The organism is Hydrogenophaga sp. (genome assembly GCF_035481345.1).
Classification (GTDB): domain Bacteria; phylum Pseudomonadota; class Gammaproteobacteria; order Burkholderiales; family Burkholderiaceae_C; genus Hydrogenophaga.
On record NZ_DATIGV010000085.1, the window covers coordinates 24780 to 49228 of the forward strand.

Genomic DNA, 24449 nt, shown 5'->3' on the forward strand with positions numbered 1-24449 from the left:
GCGCGCGACGCCCGACAGAAAAGAAGCCACACCGGCCACCCGAGGAGACCCGCGATGAAGACACGAACCGTTCATGGCGGCACCGCGCTCGGCGCGGCCCTGCTGCTCGGCGCTTGCGCCGTCACGCCGGGCGCCCCGCCCGCACGCCTGTCGCCCGCCACCGGCGCAGCCTTGCAGCGCTGTGAAGCGCTGGCCGCGCAGTTCCAGCACCCGGCCACGCGCATCGAATCGGCCGCGCCGGTGGCCGCGGGCGAACTCAGACTCGCCGGCCAGCCCGTGGCCGCGCACTGCCTCGTCAAAGGCCGCATGCACGAGCGCAAGGGCAGCGACGGCCGCGACTACGCCATCGGCTTCGAGATGCGCCTGCCCCAGGCCTGGAACGGGCGCTTCTACTACCAGGGCAACGGCGGCCTCGACGGCAACGTGCAGCCCGCGCAGGGCGCACTCGGCGGCGGCCCGCTCACGGGCGCACTCGCGCAGGGCTTTGCGGTCATCAGCTCCGACGCCGGCCACACGGGCGCGCAGACGCCCTACTTCGGGCTCGAACCGCAAGCACGCCTGGACTATGGGTACCAGGCCGTGGCCAAGCTCACGCCCATGGCCAAGGCGCTGATCCAGGGCGCCTACGGCAAGGGGCCGGACCGCTCCTACATCGGCGGCTGCTCCAATGGCGGGCGCCACGCCCTGGTGGCGGCCAGCCGCCTGGGCGATCAGTACGACGGCTACCTCATCGGCGCGCCCGGCTACCGCCTGCCCAATGCCGCGCTGGCGCAGCTGTGGGGCGCGCAGAAGTGGGCTGCCATCGCCACGCCCGGCACCACCGTGCGCCACCCGCTCAACCCCAACGCCAGCATCCCCGACCTGGGCAGCGCCCTCACGCCCGCCGAACGCCAGACGGTGGCCCGCGCCGTGCTGCAGCGCTGCGACGCGCTCGACGGCCTGAGCGACGGGCTGGTGCAGGCCACGCAGGCCTGCCAGGCCGCCTTCGACCCGGCGCGCGACCTGCCCGCCTGCAAGGGCGGCCAGGCGCGCGACGGCCAATGCCTCACCGCGCCGCAGATCGACGCGCTGGCCCAGGTGCATGCCGGGGGCCGGGCGCGCAATGGCCTGCCCATCTACAGCGCCTTCCCCTGGGACGCGGGCATCGCCGGCAGCAACTGGGCCACCTGGAAATTCGTCAACGCGGTCGCGCTCGATCCGCTCTCCGTGGGCACGGTGTTCACCGCGCCGCCCGCCGCGCCGGTGAACTTCGCCAGTGCCGACATCGACGCCCTGCTGGGCGCCGTCGCGGCCACCACCGACGTCTACCGCGAATCGGGCCTGTCGCTGATGGGCCCGCCCGGCCATGAGAAGCCCGACAAGCTGCTGCCGCTGCGCGCGCGCGGCGCGAAGGTGGTGCTGTACCACGGCGTGAGCGACGCCATCTTCTCGGCCGAGGACACGCGCCAATGGGTGGAGCGCCTGAACGCGAGCCAGGGCGGGCGCGCCGCCGACTTCGCGCGCTACTTTCCCGTGCCGGGCATGAACCATTGCAGCGGCGGCCCGTCCACCGACCAGTTCGACCTGCTCACGCCCCTGGTGCGCTGGGTGGAACACGGCGAGGCGCCGCAGGCGGTGAAGGCCAGCGCGCGCGGCGCGGGCAACGCCGGTGGCGTGAACAATGAACTGCCCGCGGGCTGGTCCGCCCAGCGCGGCCGCCCGCTCTGCGCCTATCCTTCCGTGGCCCGTTACCAGGGCGGCGACGCCGAGAGCGCCGCCAGTTTTTCCTGTCAGTGAACAAGACCTAGATGAGCAAAACCCAGATCTATGAAGTGGAAGTCATGTTCGGCGACTGCGATCCCGCCGGCATCGTCTTCTTCCCCAATTTCAGCAAGTGGATGGACGCGTCCTCGCTGAATTTCTTCGTCAAGTGCGGCGTGCAGCCCTGGCGCGAGCTGGTGAAGACGCGCGGCATCATCGGCACGCCGCTGCTGGAGATCCACACGAAGTTCAGCAAGCCCGCCACCTACGGCGAGCGCCTGCAGGTGCACACCAGCGTGATCGAATGGGGCGCCAAGGTGTTCAAGCACCAGCACCGCGTGATGCGCGGCGACACCCTGCTGTGCGAAGGCACCGAGGTGCGTGCCTTCTGCGAGCGCGACCCGGCCGACAGCTCGCGCATCCGCGCCATTCCCGTGCCCGAGGACATCAAGGCGCTGTGCACCTGAGCCGGCACCGAGCACCGCATGAGCGACACCTCCATCGCGAACGCCATGCGCCGCCCCCGGGGCCTGCGCAAGGGCGCGGCGCCCGCTGACGAGGCCGCCAGCGCGGGTGACGGCCTGCCCGACACCCGCTTCCTCGAAACCCTGGTGGGCTACAACGCGCGGCGTGCGGCGCTCACGGTCATCGCCGTGTTCCTGCGCCGCATGGCGCCCTACGGCCTGCGGCCGGTGGACTTCTCCGTCCTCAGCGTGATCGCCCACAACCCGGGCGTCACCTCGCGGCAGATCTGCGCGGCGCTGGACATCCTGCCGCCCAACTTGGTGGGCATGGTCAAGGCGCTGCAGGCGCGCGGGCTGGTGGTGCGCAAGCCCCACCCCAGCGACCGCCGGGCCCAGGGCCTTCACCTCACCGCCGCCGGCCAGAAGCTGCACCGCCAGGCCCAGGCGACGGCCACCGAGCTCGAGGCCGAGGCCACCACCGCGCTCACGCCCGACGAGGTGCAGACCCTCATCGACCTGCTGCGCAAGGTGTACCGCCGTGGCCCCGCGCAGGGCCTGGGCGACGACGCCATCTGAAGCCCCGCGCGGCGCCCATCGGGGCAAACCCGGGTGAACGCGGCGCCACATTGCTGCGCCGCACACAGCTAGCAACTTGGTAGCGGGCGCTTTGCTGCCTATAGTGCTCACACGAGTTGACACAGCGCGACGCGCCCAGTGCAGGCCCGCCAGGAGACCGCCGATGAGCAAGGACCAGGAAGCCGTGAACCAGCTGTTCGAGCTGCTGGAATCGCGCTACGCCATGCGCGTGCTCTGGGCCCTGGCCGATGGCCACCCCCAGACCTTCCGCCTGCTGCAGGACAGCGTGGGCGGCGTCACGCCCAACACGCTCAACACCCGCATCAAGGAATTGCGCGCCGCGCACCTGGTCGACCACAACGGCACGGGCTACCGCCTCACCCCGCAGGGCACCGACCTGGTGCGCCGCCTGGGTGAGGTGCGCGGCTTCGCCAGCCGCTGGCACCAGCGCCGGCCGACCGCGCGCGCGCGGGCCTAGTCGCGCGCGGGCCTGGTCGCGCGACGGCCTGGTTTCAGGCCGCCGGGCTGTCCACCACCACCTGCCGCTGCTCCCCCAGCCCGCGCCCGCCCAGCACCATCACGTCGCCCGCCTTCAGGTACAGCGGCGGCTTGTGCCCCATGCCCACGCCAGGCGGCGTGCCGGTGGCGATCACGTCGCCCGGCTGCAGCGCCATGAAACGGCTCAGGTAGCTCACCAGCGTGGCCACGTCGAACACCATGGTGCGCGTGCTGCCGTTCTGGCGGCGCTGGCCGTTCACCTCCAGCCACAGGTCCACGTCCTGCGGGTCGCCCAGCTCGTCGGGCGTCACCAGCCAGGGGCCGATCGGGCAGTGCGTGGGGTAGCTCTTGCCCTTGACCCACTGGCCCTCATAGTCGATCTGGTAGGCCCGCTCGGAGACGTCGTTGAGCAGGCAGTAGCCGGCCACGTGCGCCAGGGCCTGGTCCTCGCTCACGTGGAAGGCGCGCCGGCCGATCACCACGCCCAGCTCGACCTCCCAGTCCAGCTTCTGCGAGCCCGGCGCCAGCCAGACATCGTCGTTGGGCCCGCTCAGGGCGCCCACGTGCTTGTTGAAGACGATGGGCTGGCCCGGCACCTTCAGGCCGGCCTCGGCCGCGTGGTCGGCGTAGTTCAGGCCAATGCCGATGAGGTTGCCCACCCCGCCCACACAGGGCCCCAGCCGGGTGCCCGAGGGCACGGGCGGCAGCGCCAGCGGGTCCAGTGCGGCCAGGCGCGCCATAGAATCCGGGCCCAGCGTGGCCGGCCCGATGTCGGCCATCACCCCCGAGAGGTCGCGCGGCGTGCCGCTGGCATCGATCAGACCGGGGGATTCGGCGCCGGGCAGGCCGTGGCGGATGAGTTTCATGCGTCGCTTCAGTGAGGTGAAAACCACCGATTCTGCCGCTGTGCGCCCACCGCCCGAGCGGCCCTTGAAATCCGCCGAACCGCCCCCAGTTGCCCGACCTGTCGGGCAAACCGACCCTTTTTCACGAACCGCAACGACCGCTGCAACGATGAGCCAGACGCCCCCCAACGCCCCGCCGCCCCAGGACAACACCGCGCCCCAGGCGCCCGTGAGCCCCGAAGAGGCCGAAGCCGCCCAGGCGGCCGGCGAGGCCGAGGCGCAGGCCGGCCTGCAGGCCGAACTGGTCACCTTGAAGGCCCAGAACACCGACCTGGCCGACCAGTTCCTGCGCGCCAAGGCCGAGGCAGAGAACGCCCGCCGACGCGCCGAGGAGGAAATCAGCAAGGCCCGCAAGTTCGCGGTGGAGAGCTTCGCCGAGAGCCTGCTGGCCGTGGCCGACAGCCTGGAAGCCGGCCTGGCCATCCAGGAGGCCACGCGCGAGCAGTTGCGCGAAGGCACCGAGGCCACGCTCAAGCAGCTCAAGAGCGCGCTGGAGCGCCACAAGGTCGTGCAGATCGCGCCCGCCGCCGGCACGAAATTCGACCCCCACCAGCACCAGGCCATCAGCATGGTGCCGGCCGAGCAGGAGCCCAACACCGTGGTCACCGTGCTCCAGAAGGGCTACCTCATCGCCGAGCGCGTGCTGCGCCCGGCCCTGGTCACCGTGGCGGCACCCAAGTGAGGCCGGGGGCCCACGCAACACTTGCCCACGCCCCGCCCCCTTGAATTCCCCAGGCTTATCCACACCTCGTCAACAGCTTTAACCACATCCTCGGAGTCACTCACATGGGACGCATCATCGGCATCGACCTCGGCACCACGAACTCGTGCGTGGCCATCATGGAAGGCAACAACACCAAGGTGATCGAGAACAGCGAAGGTGCGCGCACCACGCCCTCGATCGTCGCCTACCAGGAAGACGGCGAGGTGCTGGTCGGCGCCTCGGCCAAGCGCCAGGCCGTCACCAACCCCAAGAACACGCTGTACGCGATCAAGCGCCTGATCGGCCGCAAGTTCACCGAGAAGGAAGTGCAGAAGGACATCGACCTGATGCCCTACTCCATCGTGGCCGCCGACAACGGCGACGCCTGGGTGGAGGTGCGCGGCAAGAAGATCTCGGCCCAGCAGGTCTCGGCCGACATCCTGCGCAAGATGAAGAAAACCGCCGAGGACTACCTCGGTGAGCCGGTCACCGAAGCGGTGATCACCGTGCCCGCGTACTTCAACGACGCGCAGCGCCAGGCCACGAAAGACGCCGGCCGCATCGCCGGCCTCGATGTCAAGCGCATCATCAACGAGCCCACCGCCGCGGCCCTGGCCTTCGGCCTGGACAAGCAGGACAAGGGCGACCGCAAGATCGCGGTGTATGACCTCGGCGGCGGCACCTTCGACGTGTCCATCATCGAGATCGCCGACGTCGATGGCGAGAAGCAGTTCGAGGTGCTCTCCACCAACGGCGACACCTTCCTGGGTGGTGAAGACTTCGACCAGCGCATCATCGACCACATCATTTCCGAGTTCAAGAAGGAACAGGGCGTCGACCTGAGCAAGGACGTGCTGGCCCTGCAGCGCCTGAAGGAAGCGGCCGAGAAGGCCAAGATCGAGCTGTCGTCCTCGGCCGCCACCGACATCAACCTGCCCTACATCACGGCCGATGCCTCGGGCCCGAAGCACCTGAACATCAAGCTCACGCGCGCCAAGCTCGAAGCCCTGGTGGAAGAGCTGATCGAGCGCACCATCGCCCCCTGCCGCACCGCCATCAAGGACGCCGGCGTGAGCGTGGGCGAGATCCACGACGTGATCCTGGTCGGCGGCATGACCCGCATGCCCAAGGTGCAGGAGAAGGTCAAGGAGTTCTTCGGCAAGGAGCCGCGCAAGGACGTCAACCCCGATGAAGCGGTGGCCGTCGGCGCCGCCATCCAGGGCCAGGTGCTCTCGGGCGACCGCAAGGACGTGCTGCTGCTGGACGTGACCCCGCTGTCGCTCGGTATCGAGACGATGGGCGGCGTCATGACCAAGATGATCGCCAAGAACACGACGATCCCGACCAAGTTCTCGCAGGTGTTCTCCACCGCCGACGACAACCAGCCGGCCGTGACCATCAAGGTGTTCCAGGGCGAGCGCGAGATCGCCGCCGGCAACAAGCTGCTGGGCGAATTCAACCTCGAGGGCATTCCCGCCGCGCCGCGCGGCCTGCCGCAGATCGAGGTGACCTTCGACATCGACGCCAACGGCATCCTGCACGTGGGCGCCAAGGACAAGGGCACCGGCAAGGAAAACAAGATCACCATCAAGGCGAACTCGGGCCTCTCCGAAGCCGAGATCCAGCAGATGGTGAAGGACGCCGAGCTCAACGCGGCCGAGGACAAGAAGAAGGTCGAGCTCGTGCAGTCGCGCAACCAGGCCGAGGCCATGGTGCACAGCGTGAAGAAGAGCCTGGGCGAGCACGGCGACAAGCTCGAGGCCGGCGAGAAGTCGGCCATCGAGGACGCGATCAAGGCGCTGGAGGCAGCCGTCCAGGGCGAGGACAAGGACGCGATCGAGGCCAAGACCACCGAGCTCATGACCGCCAGCCAGAAGCTGGGCGAGAAGGTCTACGCCGCGCAACAGGCCGAACAGGCCGGTGCCGAGGCGAACGCCGCCGACGCCCAGCCGCAGGCCGCCAAGCCGGCCGACGACGACGTCGTCGACGCGGAAGTGAAGGAAGTCAAGAAGGGCTGATCGCGACGCGCGACGCCCGCCACACCGCCGCGTCCGCGCAAGCTGACGCGGCGTTCGTGTTCAAACACAAGCCCCAGAGACCATGGCCAAACGCGACTATTACGAAGTGCTCGGCGTGCCCAAGAACGCCTCCGACGAGGAGATCAAGAAGGCGTACCGCAAGCTCGCGATGAAGCACCACCCCGACCGCAACCAGGGCGATGCGGCCAAGGGCGCCGAAGAGAAGTTCAAGGAGGCCAAGGAGGCCTACGAGATGCTCTCGGACGCGCAGAAGAAGGCCGCCTACGACCAGTACGGTCACGCCGGTGTCGACCCCAACATGCGCGGCGGCCCGGGCGGCGCCGAAGGCTTCGGCGGTTTCGGTGACGCCTTCGGCGACATCTTCGGTGACATCTTCGGCGGCGCGCGCCGCGGCGCGGGGGGCGGGCGGCAGGTGTACCGCGGTGCCGACCTGTCCTACGCCATGGAGATCAGCCTGGAAGAAGCCGCGGGCGGCAAGGAAACGCAGATCCGCATCCCCAGCTGGGACGACTGCGAAACCTGCCACGGCAGCGGCGCCAAACCCGGCACCAGCGCCAAGACCTGCGGCACCTGCCACGGCCAGGGCGTGGTGCAGATGCGCCAGGGCTTCTTCAGCGTGCAGCAGACCTGCCCCACCTGCCAGGGGCGCGGCAAGGTCATCCCCGAGCCCTGCACTACCTGCCACGGCCAGGGCAAGATCAAGCGCCAGAAGACGCTGGAGATCAAGATCCCGGCCGGCATCGACGATGGCCAGCGCATCCGCTCCACCGGCAACGGCGAGCCCGGCCAGAACGGCGGCCCGGCGGGCGATCTGTACATCGAGATCCGACTGCGCAAGCACGACATCTTCGAGCGCGACGGCGACGACCTGCACTGCCAGGTGCCCGTGAGCATGACCATTGCCGCCCTGGGCGGAGAGATCGACGTGCCCACGCTGCAGGGCAAGGCCACCATCGACCTGCCCGAAGGCACGCAAAGCGGCAAGACCTTCCGCCTGCGCGGCAAGGGCATCAAGGGCGTGCGCAGCAGCTACCCGGGCGACCTGTACTGCCACGTGGCGGTGGAGACGCCCGTGAAGCTCACCGAGCACCAGCGCAAGCTGCTGAAGGAACTCGACGAGTCCTTCAGGAAGGGCGGACACAAGCACAGCCCGAACGACAAGGGCTGGTTCGAGAAGGCGAAGGATTTCTTCAGCTGAGCCGGGACCCGATCCCATGAAAGCGACGCCAAGGCGTCGCTTTTTTTTGCCCCTGTTCACGGCGCCCAAACAGGCGTACAACCGCGCTGTTGAACGGTATAAATCGTATGAACCGTATACCTCGTTTCATGGGAACGGTTCTGCTGCTGGCAGGATGGGGGATCGCCTGGCCGGCCGCGGCGCAGCCGGCCTGTCACGACGATGCCGCCCGCGCCGCCGAGCAGCGCGAACTCGACGAAGCCCAGATCGCCGAATTGCTGCGCGATCGCCCCGCCCTGCCCACGCCAACTCGCCTGCAGGCCCTGCTCGATCAGCTCGTGGCCATCTCGCCCCGCCTGCGCGAACGCCCGCCGGTGAAGCTTCTGGTGCTGGACGACCGTGAGCTCAACGCCTTCGCGGCCGACCACGGCGTGGTCATCCTCACCAACGCCCTGTGGGACCCCCGCCATGGCCTCAGCGAGGACGAGCTCGCGGCCGTCATCGCGCACGAACTGGCCCACGTGGAGGTGCGCGACGGCCTGGCCGAAGCCTGCGAAATGCAATTGCGCGTGGGCGACACGCAGACCGGCATCGCCCAGGTGCGCGCCCGACTGGCCACGCTCAGGCCCGACTCGACCCAGGCCCACGACGCCAGCGAGCTGTTGCATGAGCAGGAGCTGCTGGCCGACGCGCGCGGCATCGCGCTGCTGCGGCGCGCCGGCCGCGACCCGTACGCCATGGCGCGCGTGCTGGCCAAGCTGCACGCGCCCCAGCTACCGGGCGCCGGCCTGCTGACTGCGCCCACTCACCCGGTCCTGAGCGACCGACTGGCCCGCGCGAAGGCGCAAGCGAGCAGCCTGCCTGCCGGGTACGGCGTGCCGCCGGCCCACCGCCGGCGCTGAGCGTGCTGCGTGCTTCGAGCGCACACGCAGCGCACGGCCGGCACGTGCTCAGGCGCTCAGGCCCTTGTCGCGGTGCCACTGTGCGAGCGACAGGTCGGGGTAGCCATCGAAGCGCGGGTCGTGGGCGCCGCCTTCCACCCGCACCCAGGGCGCTTTCGAGCCCACCATGCAGTGCACGTTTTCCGGCGGCATCGGCAAGGGCGTGTCGATCGCGCTGGCGTGCGGGTGCACCAGTTCGGGCCAGTTCGGGTCCCACAGCCAGAGCGCGCTGCCGCACTGGCCGCAGAAGTAGCGCCGCGCGCTGCTGGTGTGCGAGCCCTGGCCATCGCCCTCGGGCCCATTGGGCATGCGCGCCCGGTAGATGCGCAGGTGGCGCTTGCCCTTCACCTTCATGCCCGCCACGGCGGCGCCCAGGTTGATGGCGTAGCCACCCGCCCCGGCCGTCTTGCGGCAGATGGAGCAGTAGCAGCGCATGAAGGGAACCGGCTCGGCCGATTCCACGGTGAAGCGGACCTTGCCGCAATGGCATGAGCCGTCGAGTCGCATGGTGTTCTCCGTCGTGACGCGCCCGGTGCGCCACCCCGGCGGGCAACGGCAAGGCAGGCGCCCGACGATAGACCGCGATCGCTCCTACCGGCACCCCTATTGCCCCCATTGCCAACAACGATTGGCCAGATCTCATAGTTTTTGAAAAACTATCCATCACTGTTCATAGTCCCAACCACCATGTCTACCCTCATCCGCCAGATCCAGCCCGTCTGGGCCCAACTGCAGCAGCTGGAGTTGCCGGTGCCCGCCCACGCCCTGCGCAACGCCCTGCTGGCGCTGGCGGCCGGTCTGCTGCTGATGGCGGGCATTGCCGCCGGCTCCACGTTCTGGGCGCCCACGCGCGCCTGGTGGCTGGCGGTGGAGGGTGGCAGCGCGTTGGTGGCGGGCGTGCAGGCCTCGCTGCTGGCGGCCATTGCCACGGCCGTGGGCGCGCTGCCGGTGTTCGTGGTCCAGCGCATCGGCAAGCGGCAGGAAGCCGCCTTCATGGCCTTCTCGGCCGGGGTGATGTTGGCGGCGGCGGTGTTCGCGCTGCTGTTGCCCTCGCTGGACGCCAGCCGCGTGCTGGTGGGTGATGGCGGCTGGAGCGCGCTGCTGTCGGGCGCCGGGCTGGCGCTGGGCATGGGGATGATGCTCGCCATCGACCGCGCCCTGCCGCACGAACACGCCGTGATGCCCCCGGCGGCGAACACGCACGCCAGCGCCTGGCTGCCGCGCGACGCGGCCTCGCAGCGCGCCTGGCTGATGGTGCTGGCCCTGATGATCCACAACGTGCCCGAGGGCCTGGCCGTGGGCGCTGCCTACGCAGGGCCAGCGGGCGCGGACAGCGTGCACGACGGAGCCGCCGTGGCCCTGGCCATCGGCCTGCAGAACATGCCCGAGGGGCTGATCGTGGCCATGGCGCTGCGCACCCTGGGCTTGAGCGCCGCCAAGGCCTGGGGCGTCGCCGCGCTCACCGGCCTGGCCGAACCGCTGGGGGCGCTGCTGGGCGTTCTGGTGCTGGGCAGCGTGCCCGTGTTCTACCCGCTGGGCCTGGCGCTGGCCGCCGGCGCCATGATCTTCGTGGTGAGCCACGAGATCATTCCCGAGACGCACCGCGACGGCTTCGAAGGCGCGGCCAGTGCCACGCTGCTGGCCGGCTTCATCTTCATGATCTGGCTGGACAGTGCCCTGGCTTGAGCGTCGCCGGGCTGTTCCCAAGGCGCTCAACCCCGCCGTGCGCAGCGCGCAGGGCAGTTCAGTGAGCCGGACGCGCCGCGGTGCGCGGCTAAGATGCCCCACATGGGCGTAAGCATCCGATTCCTCGGCGGCGCGGGCACCGTCACCGGCTCGAAATACCTCGTCGAACACGAAGGCCAGCGGCTGCTGGTGGACTGCGGCCTGTTCCAGGGCTACAAGCAGTACCGCCTGCGCAACCGCGAGCCGCTGCCGGTGGCGCCCGGGCAGATCGGCGCCGTGCTCTTCACGCACGCGCACATCGACCACAGCGGCCACTTCCCCTTGCTGGTCAAAGAGGGTTTCAAGGGCAAGGCCTGGTGCACACCGGCCACGCGCGACCTGCTGCACGTGATGCTGCCCGACAGCGGCCACCTGCAGGAAGAAGAAGCCGAATACGCCAACCGCAAGGGTTTCAGCAAGCACCACCCCGCCCTGCCCCTGTACACCGAAGACGACGCGCGCCGCTGCCTCAAGCGCCTGCACACGGTACGGCCGCACGACGACTTCGAGCCCCTGCCGGGCTGGACGGCGCGGTTCAGCGGCGCGGGCCACATCCTGGGCGCCGCCAGCCTGCTGCTGACGGTGGGTGGGCGGCGCATCCTCTTCTCGGGTGACCTCGGCCGGCCCGACGACGCGCTGATGCACCCACCCGAGCCGCCGCCCGCGGCCGACGTGGTGCTGTGCGAGTCCACCTACGGCAACCGCCTGCACCCGAAGGAAGACCTGATGGGCGAACTCGGGCCGGCACTGGCGCGTGTCGCCGCGCGCGGCGGCACGGCGGTGGTGCCGGTGTTCGCGGTGGGCCGCGCGCAGGCGGTGTTGCTGGCCATCGCGCGGCTCAAGGCGCGGGGCGATCTGCCGCGCGGCCTGCCGGTGTACCTGGACAGTCCCATGGCCGTGCACACCACCGAGCTGTACGAACACCACCTCGGCCAACACCGCCTGAGCGCCGCCGAGTGCCGCGAAATGGAGCGCGCCGCGCAGATGGTCACCAGCGTGGAGCAGTCCAAGGCCATCGCGCAGCGCCATGGGCCCAAGGTGATCCTGGCGGCCAGCGGCATGGCCACCGGCGGGCGCGTTCTGCACCACCTCACCCACCACCTGGGCGACCACCGTTCGATGGTGGTGCTTGCCGGCTACCAGGCCCCGGGCACGCGCGGCGCGCAACTCGCCGAAGGCCACACCAGCTTGCGCATCTTCGGCCAGCAATGGCCGGTGCGGGCCGAGGTGGTGCAGCTCACCGCCGGCTCCGCGCACGCCGACGCCGATCAACTGATGGCCTGGCTGCGCGCGCTGCCGCAGGCGCCGCGGCGCACCTTCGTCACCCACGGCGACATGGACGCCGCCGACGCACTGCGCCTGCGCATCGAACACGAACTGGGCTGGCCCGCGCTGGTACCGGAACACGGCAGCACCTGGCCGGCCTGAACAGGCCGCCCGCCTGAACTTTTCCGCCTCCGGGCGACCCCATTCCCATGCAACGATTCACCACCCTCTGCCTCATGGCCGCACTGGCCACCCTCGCCGCCCCCGCCTTCGCCCAGACCCCCGACAACGAATTCCGCCAGTGCCTGAATGGCCTGCGCCCCACGGCCCAGGCCAACGGCGTGAACGAGACCACTTTCCGCGCCCACACCGACACGCTGCAGCCCATGATGTCGGTCATCGGCAACCTGGACGCGCAGCCCGAATTCAAGACGCCGATCTGGGACTACCTCACCGTGCTGGTGGACCCGCAGCGCGTGGACGAAGGCGCACAGCGCCTGCAGGCCAACGCCGAGCTGCTGCAGCGCGTGCAGCAGCGCTTCGGCGTGGACCCGGCCACGGTGGTGGCCGTGTGGGGCGTGGAGAGCAACTACGGCCAGGGCTTCGGCAAGACACCCATCGTGCAATCGCTGGCCACGCTGTCCTGTTATGGCCGCCGACAGGCCTACTTCCGCACCGAGTTCTATTCCGCGCTGCGCCTGCTGCAGGCCGGGCACTTCCCGCCCGAGCGGCTGCAGGGCTCCTGGGCCGGTGCCTTCGGCCACACGCAGTTCATGCCCAGCACCTACGAACGCCTGGCGGTGGACTTCGACGGCGATGGCCGCGCCGACCTGATCGACAGCATCCCCGACGCGCTGGCCTCCACCGCGAACTTCCTGCAACGCGCCGGCTGGCGCAACGACCTGCCCTGGGGCTTCGAGGTGAAGCTGCCCGAGGGCCTGTCGGTGCTGGGCGAGGGCCGCCGCAGCAAGCGCCCCGGCACCGAATGGGCCGCGCGCGGGGTGATGCGCATCGACGGCACGCCCGTGCCGCCCGAGCTGAGCCTGGGCCTGCTCACGCCCGCCGGCGCCAAGGGCCCGGCCTTTCTGGTCACGCGCAACTTCGACGCCATCTACAGCTACAACGCCGCCGAGAGCTACGGCCTGGCCATCGCTCACCTGGCCGATCGCCTGCGCGGCGGCGGCCCCTTCGTGACGCCCTGGCCCACCGACGACCTGGGCCTCACGCGCGCCGAACGCCGCGAACTGCAGACCCTGCTGCTGGCGCGCGGGCACGACATCGGCGAGGCCGATGGCCTGCTGGGCGAGAAGACGCGCAGCGCGGTGCGCGCCGAGCAGACGCGCCTGGGCTGGGAAGCCAATGGCCGCGCGGGGCAGAAGCTGTTGAAGGCGCTGCGGGGGGGCTGAGCTCCCAGTCGGCCCGCGGGCCGCGAGGGTTTTCCACCATTGAGTTAACTAACTCAATCCCTTCCCCGAACGGGCCAGCGCCCTTGCCACGCGCGCATTCGCCTTCTCCAGCAGGGCCTTGAGCGTGGGCGGCTCCAGCACCTCGAACTCCACGTCCAGCGCCATCAGCCAGTAAGCCAGCGACTCCAGGTGGTTGGCGCCGCTGTGCATCACGCAGCGCGCATCGTCCAGCGCCTCCAGCCGCGCCACCGTGGGCGGGATCTGCCGCGCCATCTCGGCCAGGGGCTTGTGCAGCACCACGCGCGCCTGCTCGGTGTAGGCCGAGACACCGATCGACAGCGACACGTAGGCGCGCAGGTCGCCGCCCTCGGGCCCGGGGCGCGGCGCGAAGTGCTCGCTCAGGGTCGGCGCGCCATCGATGCGGTCGATGCGGAAGGTGCGCCAGTCCGTGCGCGCCGGGTCCCAGGCCACCAGGTACCAGCGGCTGCCGGTGTGCACCAGGCCCTGCGGTTCCACCGTGCGCGCCGTGGCCTGGCCGCGGCTGTCGCGGTAGGCGAAGGCCACGCGCAACTGGTCGCGGCAGGCCAGCGCCAGGCTGGCCAGCACCCCCGCGTCCACCGTGGGCCGCAGGCTCTCCAGCGGCAGGATCGTCGAGCGCAGCGCGTCCAGGCGGCGGCGCAGCCGCGTGGGCATCACCTGCTGCAGTTTCACCAGCGCGCGCAGCGAGCCTTCCTCCACCCCGCTCACCGTGCCGGCCGCGGCGGTCTGCAAGGCGATGGCCACGGCCTGCGCCTCCTCGTCGTCCAGCAGCAGCGGGGGCAGCGCCTGCCCGGCGCGAAACGCATAGCCCCCGGCCACACCGCTGCTGGCGTGAATGGGGTAGCCCAGCTCGCGCAGGCGGTCGATGTCGCGGCGCAGGGTGCGCGGGTTCACCGCCAGCCGCTCGGCCAGTTCGGTGCCGCTCCAGTGGCGGCGGGTCTGCAGCAGTGAGAGCAGCCTCAGCAATCGGGAGGACGAGGTCAGCATGGCTCGCACTCTAGCTCTTATCGAGGGCGGAATCTGTCCGCAATGAATGAGACAGTGCGTGCACGGGTTCGGCGCGGTGCCGGACCGGTTTCAACCCCATCCCTTCAAGGAGCCCGCCATGTCCCTCGTCCTCTACTGGCACCCCATGTCCAGCGCCACCCCCATCGCCTGCGCCCTCGCCGAACTGGGCGTGCCGCACGAGCGCGTGAAGGTCGACATCACCACCGGCGAGCAGCGCCGCCCTGGCTTCCTGGCGCTCAACCCCAACGGCAAGGTGCCCACCATGACAGTGGACGGCGCGCCGATGTTCGAGGCGCTGGCCATGGAGCTGTGGCTGGGCGAGCGTTATGGCGTGAAGAACGGCCTGTGGCCAGCGCCTGGCACGCCCGCGCAGTTGCAGGCCTTCTCCTGGTGCACCTGGGCCTACGTCACCTACGGCGCGCAGCTCATCCGCCTGCAGGCCGCGCGCGACATGGGCACGCCCGACGATGCGCACGGCCAGGCGGGCCATCAGGCCATGGACCAGTTGCTGGCCCTGCTCGACGAGCGCCTGGCGAAGCAGCCCTGGATGCTGGGCGAGGCCTACTCGCTGGTGGACCTGTCGGTGGGTTCGGTGATCGGCTACAGCGCCTACATCGGCGCGCCGGTCGACAAGCACCCGAACGTGCGGGCCTGGCTGGCGCGGGTGCAGGCGCGGCCGGCGATGCAGATCGAGGCTTGAAGCGATGCCCCCACGCTCCGCGGCTGCGCGAGTCCGCCCCGGGGCGGCCCGGCGGCGGATCGCTTCCGCGGCCTCAGCGAGGGGCGTCCAGGAAGTCCTGCATGTCGAACGCCAGCTGCTTGTGGTGGCGAATGGCCAGCAGGTCGACGCCCTGTTCGTTCACCCGGTAGAGCAACAGGTGGTCGTCCATCACGTACTCGCGGATCTGGTCGCCCGGCGACAAGCGCTGCGTGATGGCCTCATGCAGGCGCTGCGCTTCGACGCTGTCAGGCGCGCGCTCGAGAAAGAGCCGGCCCATGCGCGGAAAGCGGGAGAGGTTGGGCAGAACTACATCATCCAGTTCCGCCAGCAAGCCGTCGTAGCCGTATGGGTTGCCGTTCTCCGCCAGGAAAGCATCAATGGCGTCCAGGTTGGCCAGGACGTTGGCAGTGAAGCGGATGCGCATCAGGCCTTGGACCCACGGCGACGCTGGCGAAGCATCCTCATGGCTTCGTCGGCCGGCACGGTGCGTCCCGCATCCACGTCGTCCAAGCCCTTGGCCACGTCCTCCAGCAGCAGCAGGTGGATGCGCGCGCGCTCCAGACGGTGGTAGTGGTCCAGTCGGCGCGCGTCGATGAGCGCCACCGCGGGCTCACCGTTCTTGGTGATGATCTTCTCGGCACCTTGCTGCACTTCGTCCACCAGACGGGACAACTGGCTGCGGGCTTCCGAAAACGCAAGGATGTCGCTCACATGAAGTGGCATGGGGCCTCCTGACGTACATTGCACAAAATTTTGTGCAATGTACAGGATTTCGCTCAGAGCTTCACCGCCGTCCCGCTCACCGCGACCATCATCATCCCGTTCGCCTCGCCGAGCACCTCGTCGTCGAAGTCGATGCCGATGACGCCGTTGGCGCCGAGCTCTTTCGCGGACTTGGAAAACCAGCCCATGCGCGTGCTCCGGTGAGCACCCCGATCGGGTGCGGGCACAGCTTGGCTCACCACGCTGAGCGGTGAAGGCGCGGCTGGGCTCACCACAGTGAGCGCAACTGCCCCTGGTGCAGTCCCCAGCCCTGCTGCGCCATCGCGCGCGCCTCGGCCTCGTCGTGCGTGACGAGGATGGCCGCCATGCCCGCTTCGGCGATGCGTTCGCGGAACTCGGCGCGCAGTTGCTCGCGCAGCGCGGCGTCCAGCGCGGAGAAGGGTTCGTCCAGCAGCAGCGCGCGCGGTTGCGTGATGAGCGCGCGCGCCAGCGCCACGCGCTGCTGCTCGCCGCCCGAGAGCGTCCACACGCGCGCCTGGGCGTGCGCCCCCAGGCCGAAGCGCGTGAGCAGGGCCTGCGCGCGCTCGCGCGCCTCGCGCCGGGGCAGGCGCTGCTCGATCAGGCCGAAGGCCACGTTGTCGCGCACGTCCAGGTGCGGGAACAGGGCGAAGTCCTGGAACATCAGCGCGAAGCCGCGCCGGTGCGGCGGCGTGCGGGTGATGTCTTCGCCGTCGAACCACACGCTGCCGCGCTCGGGCGTCTCGATGCCCGCCACGACCTTGAGCAGCGTGCTCTTGCCGCTGCCCGAAGGCCCGAGCAGCGCCACGGTCTGGCCCGCGTGCACGCGCAGGTTCACGCCGTCGAGCAGCGGGCGCCGGTCCCAGCGCAGGTGGATGTCACGCAGTTCGAGCATCGGCCGGTCCCAGGGCTGGGGTGCGGCGGCGCGCGCCGCCTTCAATGAGCACGAAGGCCGCGAGGGCGAGCGCCAGCAGCAGCAGCGCCAGCACCAGCGCCGCCTGCAGGTTGGTCTCGCCCGGGCGGCCCAGGCGTTGGTGGATCAGGGTGGTGAGCGTGAGCCATTCCGGCCGCGACAGGAACAGCGAGACCGCGAACTCGCCGAGCATGGTGGCGGCGGCGAAGGCGGTGCCGCGCCGCAGCGCGGGCGCCACCAGCGGCAGCGTGACGCGCCAGGCCACGCGCGCGGGCGAGGCGCCCAGCGTGGCCGCCGCCTGCATCAGCGACGGCGACAGCGCGTCCAGCGCGGCGGCCAGGGCGCGCGCGATGAAGGGGTAGGCGATGAGCGCGTAGGCCGCCACCAGCAGCGGCAGGCTGGCGGTGAACGCCGGGTAGAGCAGCAGCAGCCCGAAGGCCACCGTGACGGGCGAGACCACGAAGGGCAGGAAGGCCGCCGCCCGCCAGGCCAGCCCCAGGCGCAGCAGGCCCTGGGCCGACAGCGCGTGCGCCACGCCCAGCACCAGGGCCAGCGCGAGCGCCATGGCGCTGAAGCGCAGCGTGTTGAACAGGGCCTGCAGCGTGGCGGGCTCGCGCAGCACGGCCCAGGCCGCGCCGTCGAGCAGCGCGGGCGCGGTGCGCACCAGCAAGGCCAGCAGCGGCGCGCCGGCGAGGGCGAACAGCGCCGCGTGCAGGCCCGCCACGGCCAGGCGGTCGCCGCGCGAGGCCACCGCGCGGCGCGCAATGGGCGCCACGCGCGCGGGCGCGGCCAGCCGTTGCTCGATGAGGGCATAGGCCAGGGCCACCGCGCCGTTGAGCAACAGCATCCACACCGCCAGCACGCTGGCCTGGCCCAGCGCCAGTTCGTGCGCCACCAGGGTGTAGATCTCCACCTCCGCCGTGGCCCAGCGCTGGCCGCCCAGCACCAGCGCCAGGCCGAAGCCCGAGAGGCAATAGAGGAACACCAGGCAGGCCGCCGAGGCGAGCCAGGGCCGCGCCTCGGGCCATTCGACGCGCAGGAACACGCGCCAGGGCGAAGCGCCCAGCGTGCGCGCGGCGGCCACGCGCGTGGCGCTCACGTGCTCGAAGGCGTCCACGCCCGCGCGCACCACCAGGCACAGGTTGAAAAACAGGTTGCCGTACAGCAGCAGCCAGGGCGTGCCCGAGCCGTCGATGCCCAGCACGCCCAGTACGCCGCGCGGCCCGGCCAGCGCCAGCACGCCCATGGCCGCCACCAGCGTGGGCACCACGAAGGGCAGCATCAGCGCGCGCAGCACCAGCCCACGGCCCATGAAGTCGATGCGCGCGAGCACCCAGGCCAACGGCACACCGACCAGCAGCGCGGCCACCGAGGTGATGCCCGCCTGCGCCAGCGACCACAACACGCGCCCGCGCAGGTAGTCGTCGGCCCACAAGGCCCAGAAGGCCCAGAAGCCGAACTCGCCCGTGCCCCAGCCCTCGGCCAGCAGCCGCGACACGGGCGCCACCGCCACGAGGGCGAGGAAAAGCAGCGGGATCAGGGCGAGCGCGAGGCGCATGGAGGGCGTCAGCGCAGCACGGTTTTGACCCAACGGTCCTGCCAGGCGCGCAGTTGTTCGCTCGCGCGCTCGGCCGGCGGGTTGTCGAAGCGCGTGGGTTCGGGCGCGTGCTTCTTCAACACCTCGGCGCGCGCCGCGCCGGGCTCGGCGGGGTACATCCACATGCTGGTCTGCAGCGCCTCTTGCACCGGCGCGGAGCGCAGGAACTCGATGAAGCGGCCGGCGGCCTCGCGTGTGGCGGCATTGCCGCCCTTGACCAGGGCCACACCCTCGACCTGTCGGAACACGCCGCCGGGCAAAAACAGGCTGGCCGTGGGCGATTCGGCGAGCGGCGTCTGGCTGAAGAACACCTCGGCCGCCGGGCTGGTGGCGTAACTCACCACGAGGGGCCGCGCGCCGCCGTTGCGGGTGAACTCGGTGTAGTAGGCCTCGCTCCAGCCCTTGACCACCTTGAGGCCGTTGCGCCGCATCCGTGCCCACCAGTCGAAGGCGCCCTGCTCGCCCAGGCCGGCGATGGTGGCCTGCAGGAAGGCCTGGCCGGGGCTGGAGGTGCCCGGGTGCGGCACCACGAGCAGGTCCTTGTAGGCGGCTTGCGCCAGGTCGTCGAGCGAGCGCGGCAGGGCCAGGCCCTTTTTCGCGAACCAGGCCTTGTCGACGTTGAGCGCGACGTAGCCGTGGTCCACCGGCACCACACCCTCCCCCAAGGGCGCGGCGCTGGGGCGTTGCGCGGCGGGGCCGTTGTAGGCCTCGAGGACGCCGGCCTGCCGCGCGCGCGGCAGCAGCGCGTTGTCGATGCCGAAGACCACGTCGGCGATGGGCCGGGCGCGCGTGAGGATCAGGCGGTTGAGCATCTCGCCCGCGTCGCCGCCCTTGATGAGCTGCAGCTTCACGCCGGCTTCGCGCTCGAACTGCGCGAGCAGCGGCGCGGGCAGTTCGAAGGAGTCGTGGGTGAGCACGCGCAGGGGCGTCTGAGCCGCCGCGAGGCCCGGGGCCGAGGCCAGGGCCAGAAGCAGGATGGGAAAGACCGGGAGGATCGAACGCCGTTGCATGCCGCTACCTTACCCGCCCGCGCGGGGCACCGTCAGAACGCGAGTTCGACACAGGCGCCCGGCTCGATCACGCGCTCGGGCCATTCGTGCGCGCCGGCGATGGCGCGTGGCCCGTGCGCCTTGAGGTAGTGGGCGGCGCGGATGACGCCCGCGTGCGTGACCCAGGCCGCCTCGCGGATGCCGGCCGCGTGCAGCTCCATCAGCACGGCGGCCACGCGCTCGATGACGCGCTGCGTGCACTCCTCTCCACCGAAACGGTGGTGCGCGAAGTCGGCCATCCAGGCGTCGAAGGCGGTGCGCGGAATGGCGTCCCAGGCCTGCATCTCCCAGTGGCCGAAGTCCATCTCGTTCAGGCGCGGCTCCACGCGCGCCGCGCCCAGGTCGGGGCGCAGGCGCTGCAGCGCGGCGGCCAGTTGCTGCGCGCGCGCCAGGCCCGACACCCACAGCGGCACGTGGCGCGGCAGCGTGGCGGCGATGGACTCGGCGGCGGCCAGCGTGGCGTCGGCGCGCGCGGGCGCGTCGGTGATGCCGTAGCACAGGCCCGGTGGCAGGGCGACGGCGGCGTGGCGGATCAGGCAGAGCTTCATCGGAGCCTCATTCAACACGTCATTCGAAAGGCAAGGCGATGGCGACGCCCAGGTAGAACAGCAGCTCCGCCACCTGCTGCGTGGCGCCCAGGCCGTCGCCGGTGAAGCCGCGCAGGCGGCGCCACAGCAGGCGGCCCACCCACGCGGCGCCCAGCGCGGCGCCCAGCACGCCGGCCCACCAGGCCATGCCGGGCATCAGCGCCACCACCAGGAGCAGGGCCAGCGCCATCCACAGCAACCCGGCCAGCAGCGCCGCGGGCGTGAGGCCATCGGCCAGCGGCTTGCTCTTGGAGCCGGCCGCGTCGCCCACGTGCGGCAGCGTGAAGATGAGGGGCAATGGCGCGGCACGCGAGACCACCTGCGCCAGGAACAGCGCCGCCACCGCGCGCAAGGGGTCGATCTGCGCCAGCAGCGCGAGCAGCGCCACTTTGCACAGGAGCGCGAGCACGAGCGCGATGGCGCCGAAGCTGCCGATGCGCGAGTCCTTCATGATCTCCAGCGCCCGCGCGCGCTCGGCGCTGCCGCCCAGGCCATCGGCCAGGTCGGCCAGGCCGTCTTCGTGGAAGGCGCCGGTCATGAGCACACCGGCCACGGTGGCGCCCAGCGCGGCGACCCAGGGCGCGGCGCCCACGCCGGGCAAGGCCCACAGCAGCGCGGTGAACACCAGCGCCACCCACAGGCCCACCAGCCAGCCCACGCCGGGAAAATGCGCCGCGCTGGCGCGCAGCATGGCCGGGCTGTAGCCCACCCAGGCGGCCAGCCGGCCCGTGACGGGCACGCGCGTGAAGAACTGCAGCGCGAGCAGGTAGTGGCGAAAAAACTGGCTCATCGCGCGGGCTTGTCGACCGCACCGGCATCTGGGGCCGCGTCGGCCGGCCCGGCGCTGGCGGTGGACACGCCCGCGCTGGCGAAGCTGGCCATCTCGTTGAGCAGCGCGCAGGCGCTTTGCAGCAGCGGCCAGGCCAGCGCCGCGCCCGAGCCCTCGCCCAGGCGCAGGCCCAGGTCGAGCAGCGGTTCGGCGCGCAGGTGGGCCAGCATGAGCGCGTGGCCGCGCTCGCCCGAGCGGTGGGCGAACACGCAGCGCTGCAGCACGTGCGGCCGCAGCTTGCTGGCCACCAGCACCGCGCTGCTGGCGATGAAGCCGTCCACCACGACCACGCGCCGCTCGGCCGCGGCCTGCAGCACCGCGCCCACCAGCGTGGCGATCTCCAGGCCACCGAACGCGGCCAGCGCGGCGAGCGGGTCGCGCGCGTCGGCGTGGCGGGCCAGCACGGCGCGCAACACGCCGATCTTGCGCAGCACGGCGTCGGCGTCCAGGCCGGTGCCGGCACCGGTCACGTCGCTTACCTCGAAGCCGCCCAGGCGCGCCAGCAGCAGCGAAGCGGCCGAGGTGTTGCCGATGCCCATCTCGCCGAGCAGCAGCGCGTTGCCGGGCAGGCCGCGCACGGTGGCCACGCCGTGCGCGATGGCCTGGTCGCGCTGCGCCTCGCTCATGGCCGGGCCCTCGAGCGCGTCGGCCGTGCCCGGCGCCACCTTGCGCATCAGCAGGCCCGCGCGCGGGGCGAAGTCGTGGCGCACGCCGCAGTCCACCACCGTGAGCGCCAGGCCGTGCTGGCGCGCCAGCACGCTCACCGCCGCGCCGCCGGCCAGGAAGTTCTCCACCATCTGCCAGGTCACGTCGCTCGGGTAGGCCGAGACGCCGCGCGCCGCCAGGCCGTGGTCGGCCGCGCACACCAGCATCTGCGGCTGGTGCAGGCGGGGCGCGGTCGTGCCCTGGATGGCACCCAGGCGCTGCGCGAGCGATTCGAGGCGCCCGAGCGAGCCCAGGGGCTTGGTCTTGCCGTCCATGGCGGCCTGCAGCGCGGCGGCCAGGGTCTCGTCGTGCAGGTCGGGGACCTCGGGCAGGTTCTGCAGGGGCGGCGGGTTCGGCAGGGTCATGGTGCGATGAGCGCGTCGAGCGCGCCGGGAATGAAGTGCTCGCGCAAGGTGTCGGCCAGGCGGTCGAAGACGGTCTCCAGCGTGGGCGCGGCGGCGCCGAACAGGGCCCGCAGCACGCGATCGTCCTCGAACAGGCCGTGCAGGTACAGGCCCAGCACGTTGCCGTCGGTGTTTTGCCAGGCCAGCCCGGGCATCACCTCGTGCGCCACGGCGCCGGCCGCCTGCATGGCGGGGTGCGGCGCGGTCTGGCCGTGGTGGATTTCGTAGCCGCTCACGGCCGCGCCCGACAGGGCCGCCCAGGGGCCGCGCACGGTGGTGAAGGCGGCCTCGGTGCGGCGCACGGTCTTGTCGCGCGCGAAGGTGGTGACCAGGGGCAGCAGGCCCAGGCCGGGCGCGTTGCCGTCGATGCCCTCGGTGTCGATGAGCGCCTCGCCCAGCACCTGCAGGCCGCCGCACACGCCCAGCACGCGGCCGCCGCGCGCGGCGTGTTCGGCCACCCAGCGGTCCAGGCCCTGCTCGCGCAGCCAGTCCAGGTCGGCGGCCGTGGCCTTGCTGCCGGGCAGCACGACCACGTCGGCCGCCGCGTCCAGGTGGGCTCCGTCGGCCGGCGAACGCACCCACTTCAGGCGCACGCCGGGCAGGTTCTTCAGCGGCTGGAACTCGTCGAGGTTGCTGATGCGCGGCCAGGCGACGACAGCGATGGTGGTGTGCACCGGGCCGGCGGCGTGGCTGCGGTCGTCGAAGACACCGTCTTCTTCCGGCAGGCCGTGGCGCCATTGCATGGGGATGACGCCGAGCATGGGCACGCCGGTGAGGTCTTGCAACTGCTGCGGACCGGGGTGCAGCAAGGCCGGATCGCCGCGGAACTTGTTGAGCACGAAGCCGCGAATGAGCGCACGGTCGGCCTCGGCCAGCAGCGACCAGGTGCCGTACAGGTGAGCGAAGGCGCCCCCGCGATCCACGTCGGTGACCAGCAGGCAGCGCGCCTGGGCCTCGCGCGCCACGCGAAGGTTGACGATGTCGTTGGGCATGAGGTTGATCTCGGCCGGCGAGCCCGCGCCTTCGATCACCACCACCTCGTTCTCGGCGATGAGTTCGTGCAAGGCCTGGCGCACCGTGGGCCAGGCGCGTTCGCCGCGCTCGCGCCAGGGCAAGGCGGTGAGTTCGGCGTCCACGCGGCCCATCAGCACGTACTGGCTGTGCGTATCGGCCTCGGGCTTGAGCAGCACCGGGTTCATGCGCACCTCGGGCTCGGCGCGCGCGGCCAAGGACTGGAAGTACTGCGCACTGCCGATCTCGGCCCCCACGCTCCACCGCTGACGCGGGTCGCTGCCCCCCGAGGGGGCTGTTTCGCCTTGGGGCGGCCCGGCGGCGAAACGGTCCCTCTCCGGCGACGATGCCACCACGCGCGCGTTGTTGCTCATGTTCTGCGCCTTGAACGGCGCCACTTTCAGGCCTTGCCGCGCATAGTGGCGGCACAGCGCCGTGGCCAGCCAGCTTTTGCCGGCGCCACTGCTCGTGCCGAGCACCATCACGCAGACGGCGGACATGCGCTTCAGCCCCTTCTTGCTGTCAGGCCCAGCTTGTCCATCAGCGCCTGGTCGGCCGCCACGTCGGGGTTGCCGGTGGTGAGCAGCTTGTCGCCGTAGAAGATGCTGTTGGCTCCGGCCAGGAAGCACAGGGCCTGCACGGCCTCGCCCATCTGCTGGCGCCCGGCCGACAGGCGCACCTTGGCGCGCGGCATGGTGATGCGCGCGACCGCGATGGTGCGCACGAATTCGAAGGGGTCGAGGTCGGGCTCGTCGGCCAGCGGCGTGCCGGCCACCTTGACGAGGTGGTTGATGGGCACGGACTCGGGGTAGTCGGGCTCGAGGTTGGCGAGCTGGGCCACCAGGCCGGCGCGCTGGCGCCGCGATTCGCCCAGGCCGACGATGCCGCCGCAGCAGACCTTCACGCCCGCGCCGCGCACGCGCGCCAGGGTGTCCAGGCGGTCCTGGTAGTCGCGCGTGGAGATGATGTCGCCGTAGAAGCCGGGGTCGCTGTCGAGGTTGTGGTTGTAGTAGTCGAGCCCGGCGTCGCGCAGTTGCTCGGCGTGGCCCTCGGCCAGCATGCCCAGGGTGGCGCAGGCCTCCAGGCCCTCGGCCTTGACGGCGCGCACGAGCTCGGCCACGGCCTCGACGTCGCGGTCCTTGGGCGCGCGCCAGGCCGCGCCCATGCAGAAGCGCGTGGCGCCAGCCGCCTTGGCGCGCTGCGCGGCCTCGCGCACGGCGTCCACGGCCATCAGCTTGCCGGCCTGCACGCCGGTGTCGAAGTGCACCGACTGCGGGCAGTAGGCGCAGTCCTCGGGGCAACCACCGGTCTTCACCGACAGCAGCGTGGCGAGTTCGACCTCGTTCGGCGCGTGGTGCTCGCGGTGCACGGTCTGGGCGCGGTGCATCAGGTCGGCGAAGGGCAG

General features: G+C 71.2%; 25 protein-coding genes and 1 pseudogene. 12 read left to right on the top strand and 14 right to left on the bottom strand.

The genetic code is table 11. The annotated features are described in order from the left end of the window. Positions 1-54: 54 nt before the first annotated feature. The 4 genes from VLG41_RS09215 to VLG41_RS09230 all read left to right on the top strand — a co-directional run bounded on the left by VLG41_RS09215 (position 55) and on the right by VLG41_RS09230 (position 3258). Positions 55-1776, top strand: a complete 1722-nt coding sequence (locus VLG41_RS09215; RefSeq protein WP_325349093.1) for a tannase/feruloyl esterase family alpha/beta hydrolase — start codon at positions 55-57, stop codon at positions 1774-1776. A gap of 11 nt (positions 1777-1787) precedes the next feature. Continuing rightward, positions 1788-2207: an acyl-CoA thioesterase gene (locus VLG41_RS09220; protein ID WP_325349094.1), complete on the top strand. Its 420-nt coding sequence runs from the start codon at positions 1788-1790 to the stop codon at positions 2205-2207. 18 nt (positions 2208-2225) lie between these two features. Continuing rightward, positions 2226-2780 carry a MarR family winged helix-turn-helix transcriptional regulator gene (locus tag VLG41_RS09225; RefSeq protein WP_325349095.1) on the top strand — a complete coding sequence of 185 codons (555 nt, stop codon included), beginning with the start codon at positions 2226-2228 and terminating at the stop codon, positions 2778-2780. 163 nt (positions 2781-2943) lie between these two features. Further along, on the top strand, positions 2944-3258 hold the full coding sequence (locus VLG41_RS09230; RefSeq protein WP_325349096.1) for a winged helix-turn-helix transcriptional regulator: 315 nt from the start codon (positions 2944-2946) through the stop codon (positions 3256-3258). Between the two features lie 34 nt (positions 3259-3292). Here VLG41_RS09230 and VLG41_RS09235 read toward each other — a convergent pair whose 3' ends face one another. Beyond that, positions 3293-4144, bottom strand: coding sequence for a fumarylacetoacetate hydrolase family protein (locus tag VLG41_RS09235; protein WP_325349097.1), 852 nt, complete (start codon positions 4142-4144; stop codon positions 3293-3295). A gap of 148 nt (positions 4145-4292) precedes the next feature. Here VLG41_RS09235 and grpE point away from each other — a divergent pair, with 148 nt between their 5' ends. The 4 genes from grpE to VLG41_RS09255 all read left to right on the top strand — a co-directional run bounded on the left by grpE (position 4293) and on the right by VLG41_RS09255 (position 9004). Then, a complete protein-coding gene (gene grpE, locus VLG41_RS09240) occupies positions 4293-4865 on the top strand; it encodes a nucleotide exchange factor GrpE (protein ID WP_325349098.1) in 573 nt (190 codons plus the stop codon). Positions 4866-4969: 104 nt separating this feature from the next. Continuing rightward, a complete protein-coding gene (dnaK, locus tag VLG41_RS09245) occupies positions 4970-6904 on the top strand; it encodes a molecular chaperone DnaK (protein WP_325349099.1) in 1935 nt (644 codons plus the stop codon). Positions 6905-6986: 82 nt separating this feature from the next. After that, complete coding sequence (gene dnaJ, locus VLG41_RS09250; protein WP_325349100.1) at positions 6987-8123, top strand: molecular chaperone DnaJ; 1137 nt, start codon at positions 6987-6989, stop codon at positions 8121-8123. Positions 8124-8251: 128 nt separating this feature from the next. Further along, positions 8252-9004, top strand: coding sequence for a M48 family metallopeptidase (locus tag VLG41_RS09255; protein ID WP_325349101.1), 753 nt, complete (start codon positions 8252-8254; stop codon positions 9002-9004). A 48-nt stretch (positions 9005-9052) separates the two neighbouring features. On the opposite strand, the gene VLG41_RS09260 is transcribed toward VLG41_RS09255, so the two are convergent. Beyond that, entirely contained in the window at positions 9053-9550 is a 498-nt protein-coding gene (locus tag VLG41_RS09260) for a GFA family protein (RefSeq protein ID WP_325349102.1), read from the bottom strand. A 180-nt stretch (positions 9551-9730) separates the two neighbouring features. Between VLG41_RS09260 and VLG41_RS09265 the strand changes: the two genes are divergently transcribed. The 3 genes from VLG41_RS09265 (at position 9731) to VLG41_RS09275 (ending at position 13440) form a co-directional block, all read left to right on the top strand. After that, on the top strand, positions 9731-10729 hold the full coding sequence (locus tag VLG41_RS09265) for a ZIP family metal transporter (protein WP_325349103.1): 999 nt from the start codon (positions 9731-9733) through the stop codon (positions 10727-10729). A 102-nt stretch (positions 10730-10831) separates the two neighbouring features. Continuing rightward, complete coding sequence (locus VLG41_RS09270) at positions 10832-12196, top strand: MBL fold metallo-hydrolase (RefSeq protein ID WP_325349104.1); 1365 nt, start codon at positions 10832-10834, stop codon at positions 12194-12196. Positions 12197-12243: 47 nt separating this feature from the next. Beyond that, positions 12244-13440: a lytic murein transglycosylase gene (locus VLG41_RS09275; protein WP_325349105.1), complete on the top strand. Its 1197-nt coding sequence runs from the start codon at positions 12244-12246 to the stop codon at positions 13438-13440. 48 nt (positions 13441-13488) lie between these two features. Here the strand turns inward: VLG41_RS09275 and VLG41_RS09280 are convergent, their stop codons facing one another. Next, on the bottom strand, positions 13489-14466 hold the full coding sequence (locus VLG41_RS09280; protein WP_325349106.1) for a YafY family protein: 978 nt from the start codon (positions 14464-14466) through the stop codon (positions 13489-13491). A 118-nt stretch (positions 14467-14584) separates the two neighbouring features. Between VLG41_RS09280 and VLG41_RS09285 the strand changes: the two genes are divergently transcribed. Beyond that, positions 14585-15187, top strand: coding sequence for a glutathione S-transferase family protein (locus tag VLG41_RS09285; protein ID WP_325349107.1), 603 nt, complete (start codon positions 14585-14587; stop codon positions 15185-15187). Positions 15188-15260: 73 nt separating this feature from the next. On the opposite strand, the gene VLG41_RS09290 is transcribed toward VLG41_RS09285, so the two are convergent. The 11 genes and pseudogenes from VLG41_RS09290 to bioB form a co-directional block, all read right to left on the bottom strand. Continuing rightward, positions 15261-15632 carry a type II toxin-antitoxin system RelE/ParE family toxin gene (locus VLG41_RS09290; RefSeq protein WP_325349108.1) on the bottom strand — a complete coding sequence of 124 codons (372 nt, stop codon included), beginning with the start codon at positions 15630-15632 and terminating at the stop codon, positions 15261-15263. Continuing rightward, positions 15632-15931, bottom strand: a complete 300-nt coding sequence (locus VLG41_RS09295; protein ID WP_325349109.1) for a type II toxin-antitoxin system Phd/YefM family antitoxin — start codon at positions 15929-15931, stop codon at positions 15632-15634. The genes VLG41_RS09290 and VLG41_RS09295 overlap by 1 nt, the downstream gene beginning before the upstream one ends. 53 nt (positions 15932-15984) lie before the next feature. After that, a pseudogene (locus tag VLG41_RS09300) lies at positions 15985-16098 on the bottom strand (heavy metal-binding domain-containing protein); the annotation flags it as partial. 101 nt (positions 16099-16199) lie between these two features. Further along, complete coding sequence (locus VLG41_RS09305) at positions 16200-16844, bottom strand: ABC transporter ATP-binding protein (protein WP_325349110.1); 645 nt, start codon at positions 16842-16844, stop codon at positions 16200-16202. After that, entirely contained in the window at positions 16828-18420 is a 1593-nt protein-coding gene (locus VLG41_RS09310) for an iron ABC transporter permease (protein WP_325349111.1), read from the bottom strand. The genes VLG41_RS09305 and VLG41_RS09310 overlap by 17 nt, the downstream gene beginning before the upstream one ends. A gap of 8 nt (positions 18421-18428) precedes the next feature. Further along, positions 18429-19469, bottom strand: coding sequence for a thiamine ABC transporter substrate-binding protein (locus tag VLG41_RS09315; protein WP_325349112.1), 1041 nt, complete (start codon positions 19467-19469; stop codon positions 18429-18431). Positions 19470-19501: 32 nt separating this feature from the next. Further along, a complete protein-coding gene (locus VLG41_RS09320) occupies positions 19502-20056 on the bottom strand; it encodes a histidine phosphatase family protein (protein WP_325349113.1) in 555 nt (184 codons plus the stop codon). A 19-nt stretch (positions 20057-20075) separates the two neighbouring features. Continuing rightward, positions 20076-20885: an adenosylcobinamide-GDP ribazoletransferase gene (locus VLG41_RS09325; protein ID WP_325349114.1), complete on the bottom strand. Its 810-nt coding sequence runs from the start codon at positions 20883-20885 to the stop codon at positions 20076-20078. After that, complete coding sequence (gene cobT, locus VLG41_RS09330) at positions 20882-21994, bottom strand: nicotinate-nucleotide--dimethylbenzimidazole phosphoribosyltransferase (RefSeq protein WP_325349115.1); 1113 nt, start codon at positions 21992-21994, stop codon at positions 20882-20884. The genes VLG41_RS09325 and cobT overlap by 4 nt, the downstream gene beginning before the upstream one ends. Beyond that, positions 21991-23544 carry a cobyric acid synthase gene (locus tag VLG41_RS09335; RefSeq protein ID WP_325349116.1) on the bottom strand — a complete coding sequence of 518 codons (1554 nt, stop codon included), beginning with the start codon at positions 23542-23544 and terminating at the stop codon, positions 21991-21993. Before VLG41_RS09335 ends, cobT begins: the two co-directional genes overlap by 4 nt. Positions 23545-23549: 5 nt before the next feature. Beyond that, positions 23550-24449, bottom strand: a 900-nt coding sequence (gene bioB / locus VLG41_RS09340; RefSeq protein ID WP_325349117.1) for a biotin synthase BioB, incomplete at its 5' end; no start/stop codon positions are given.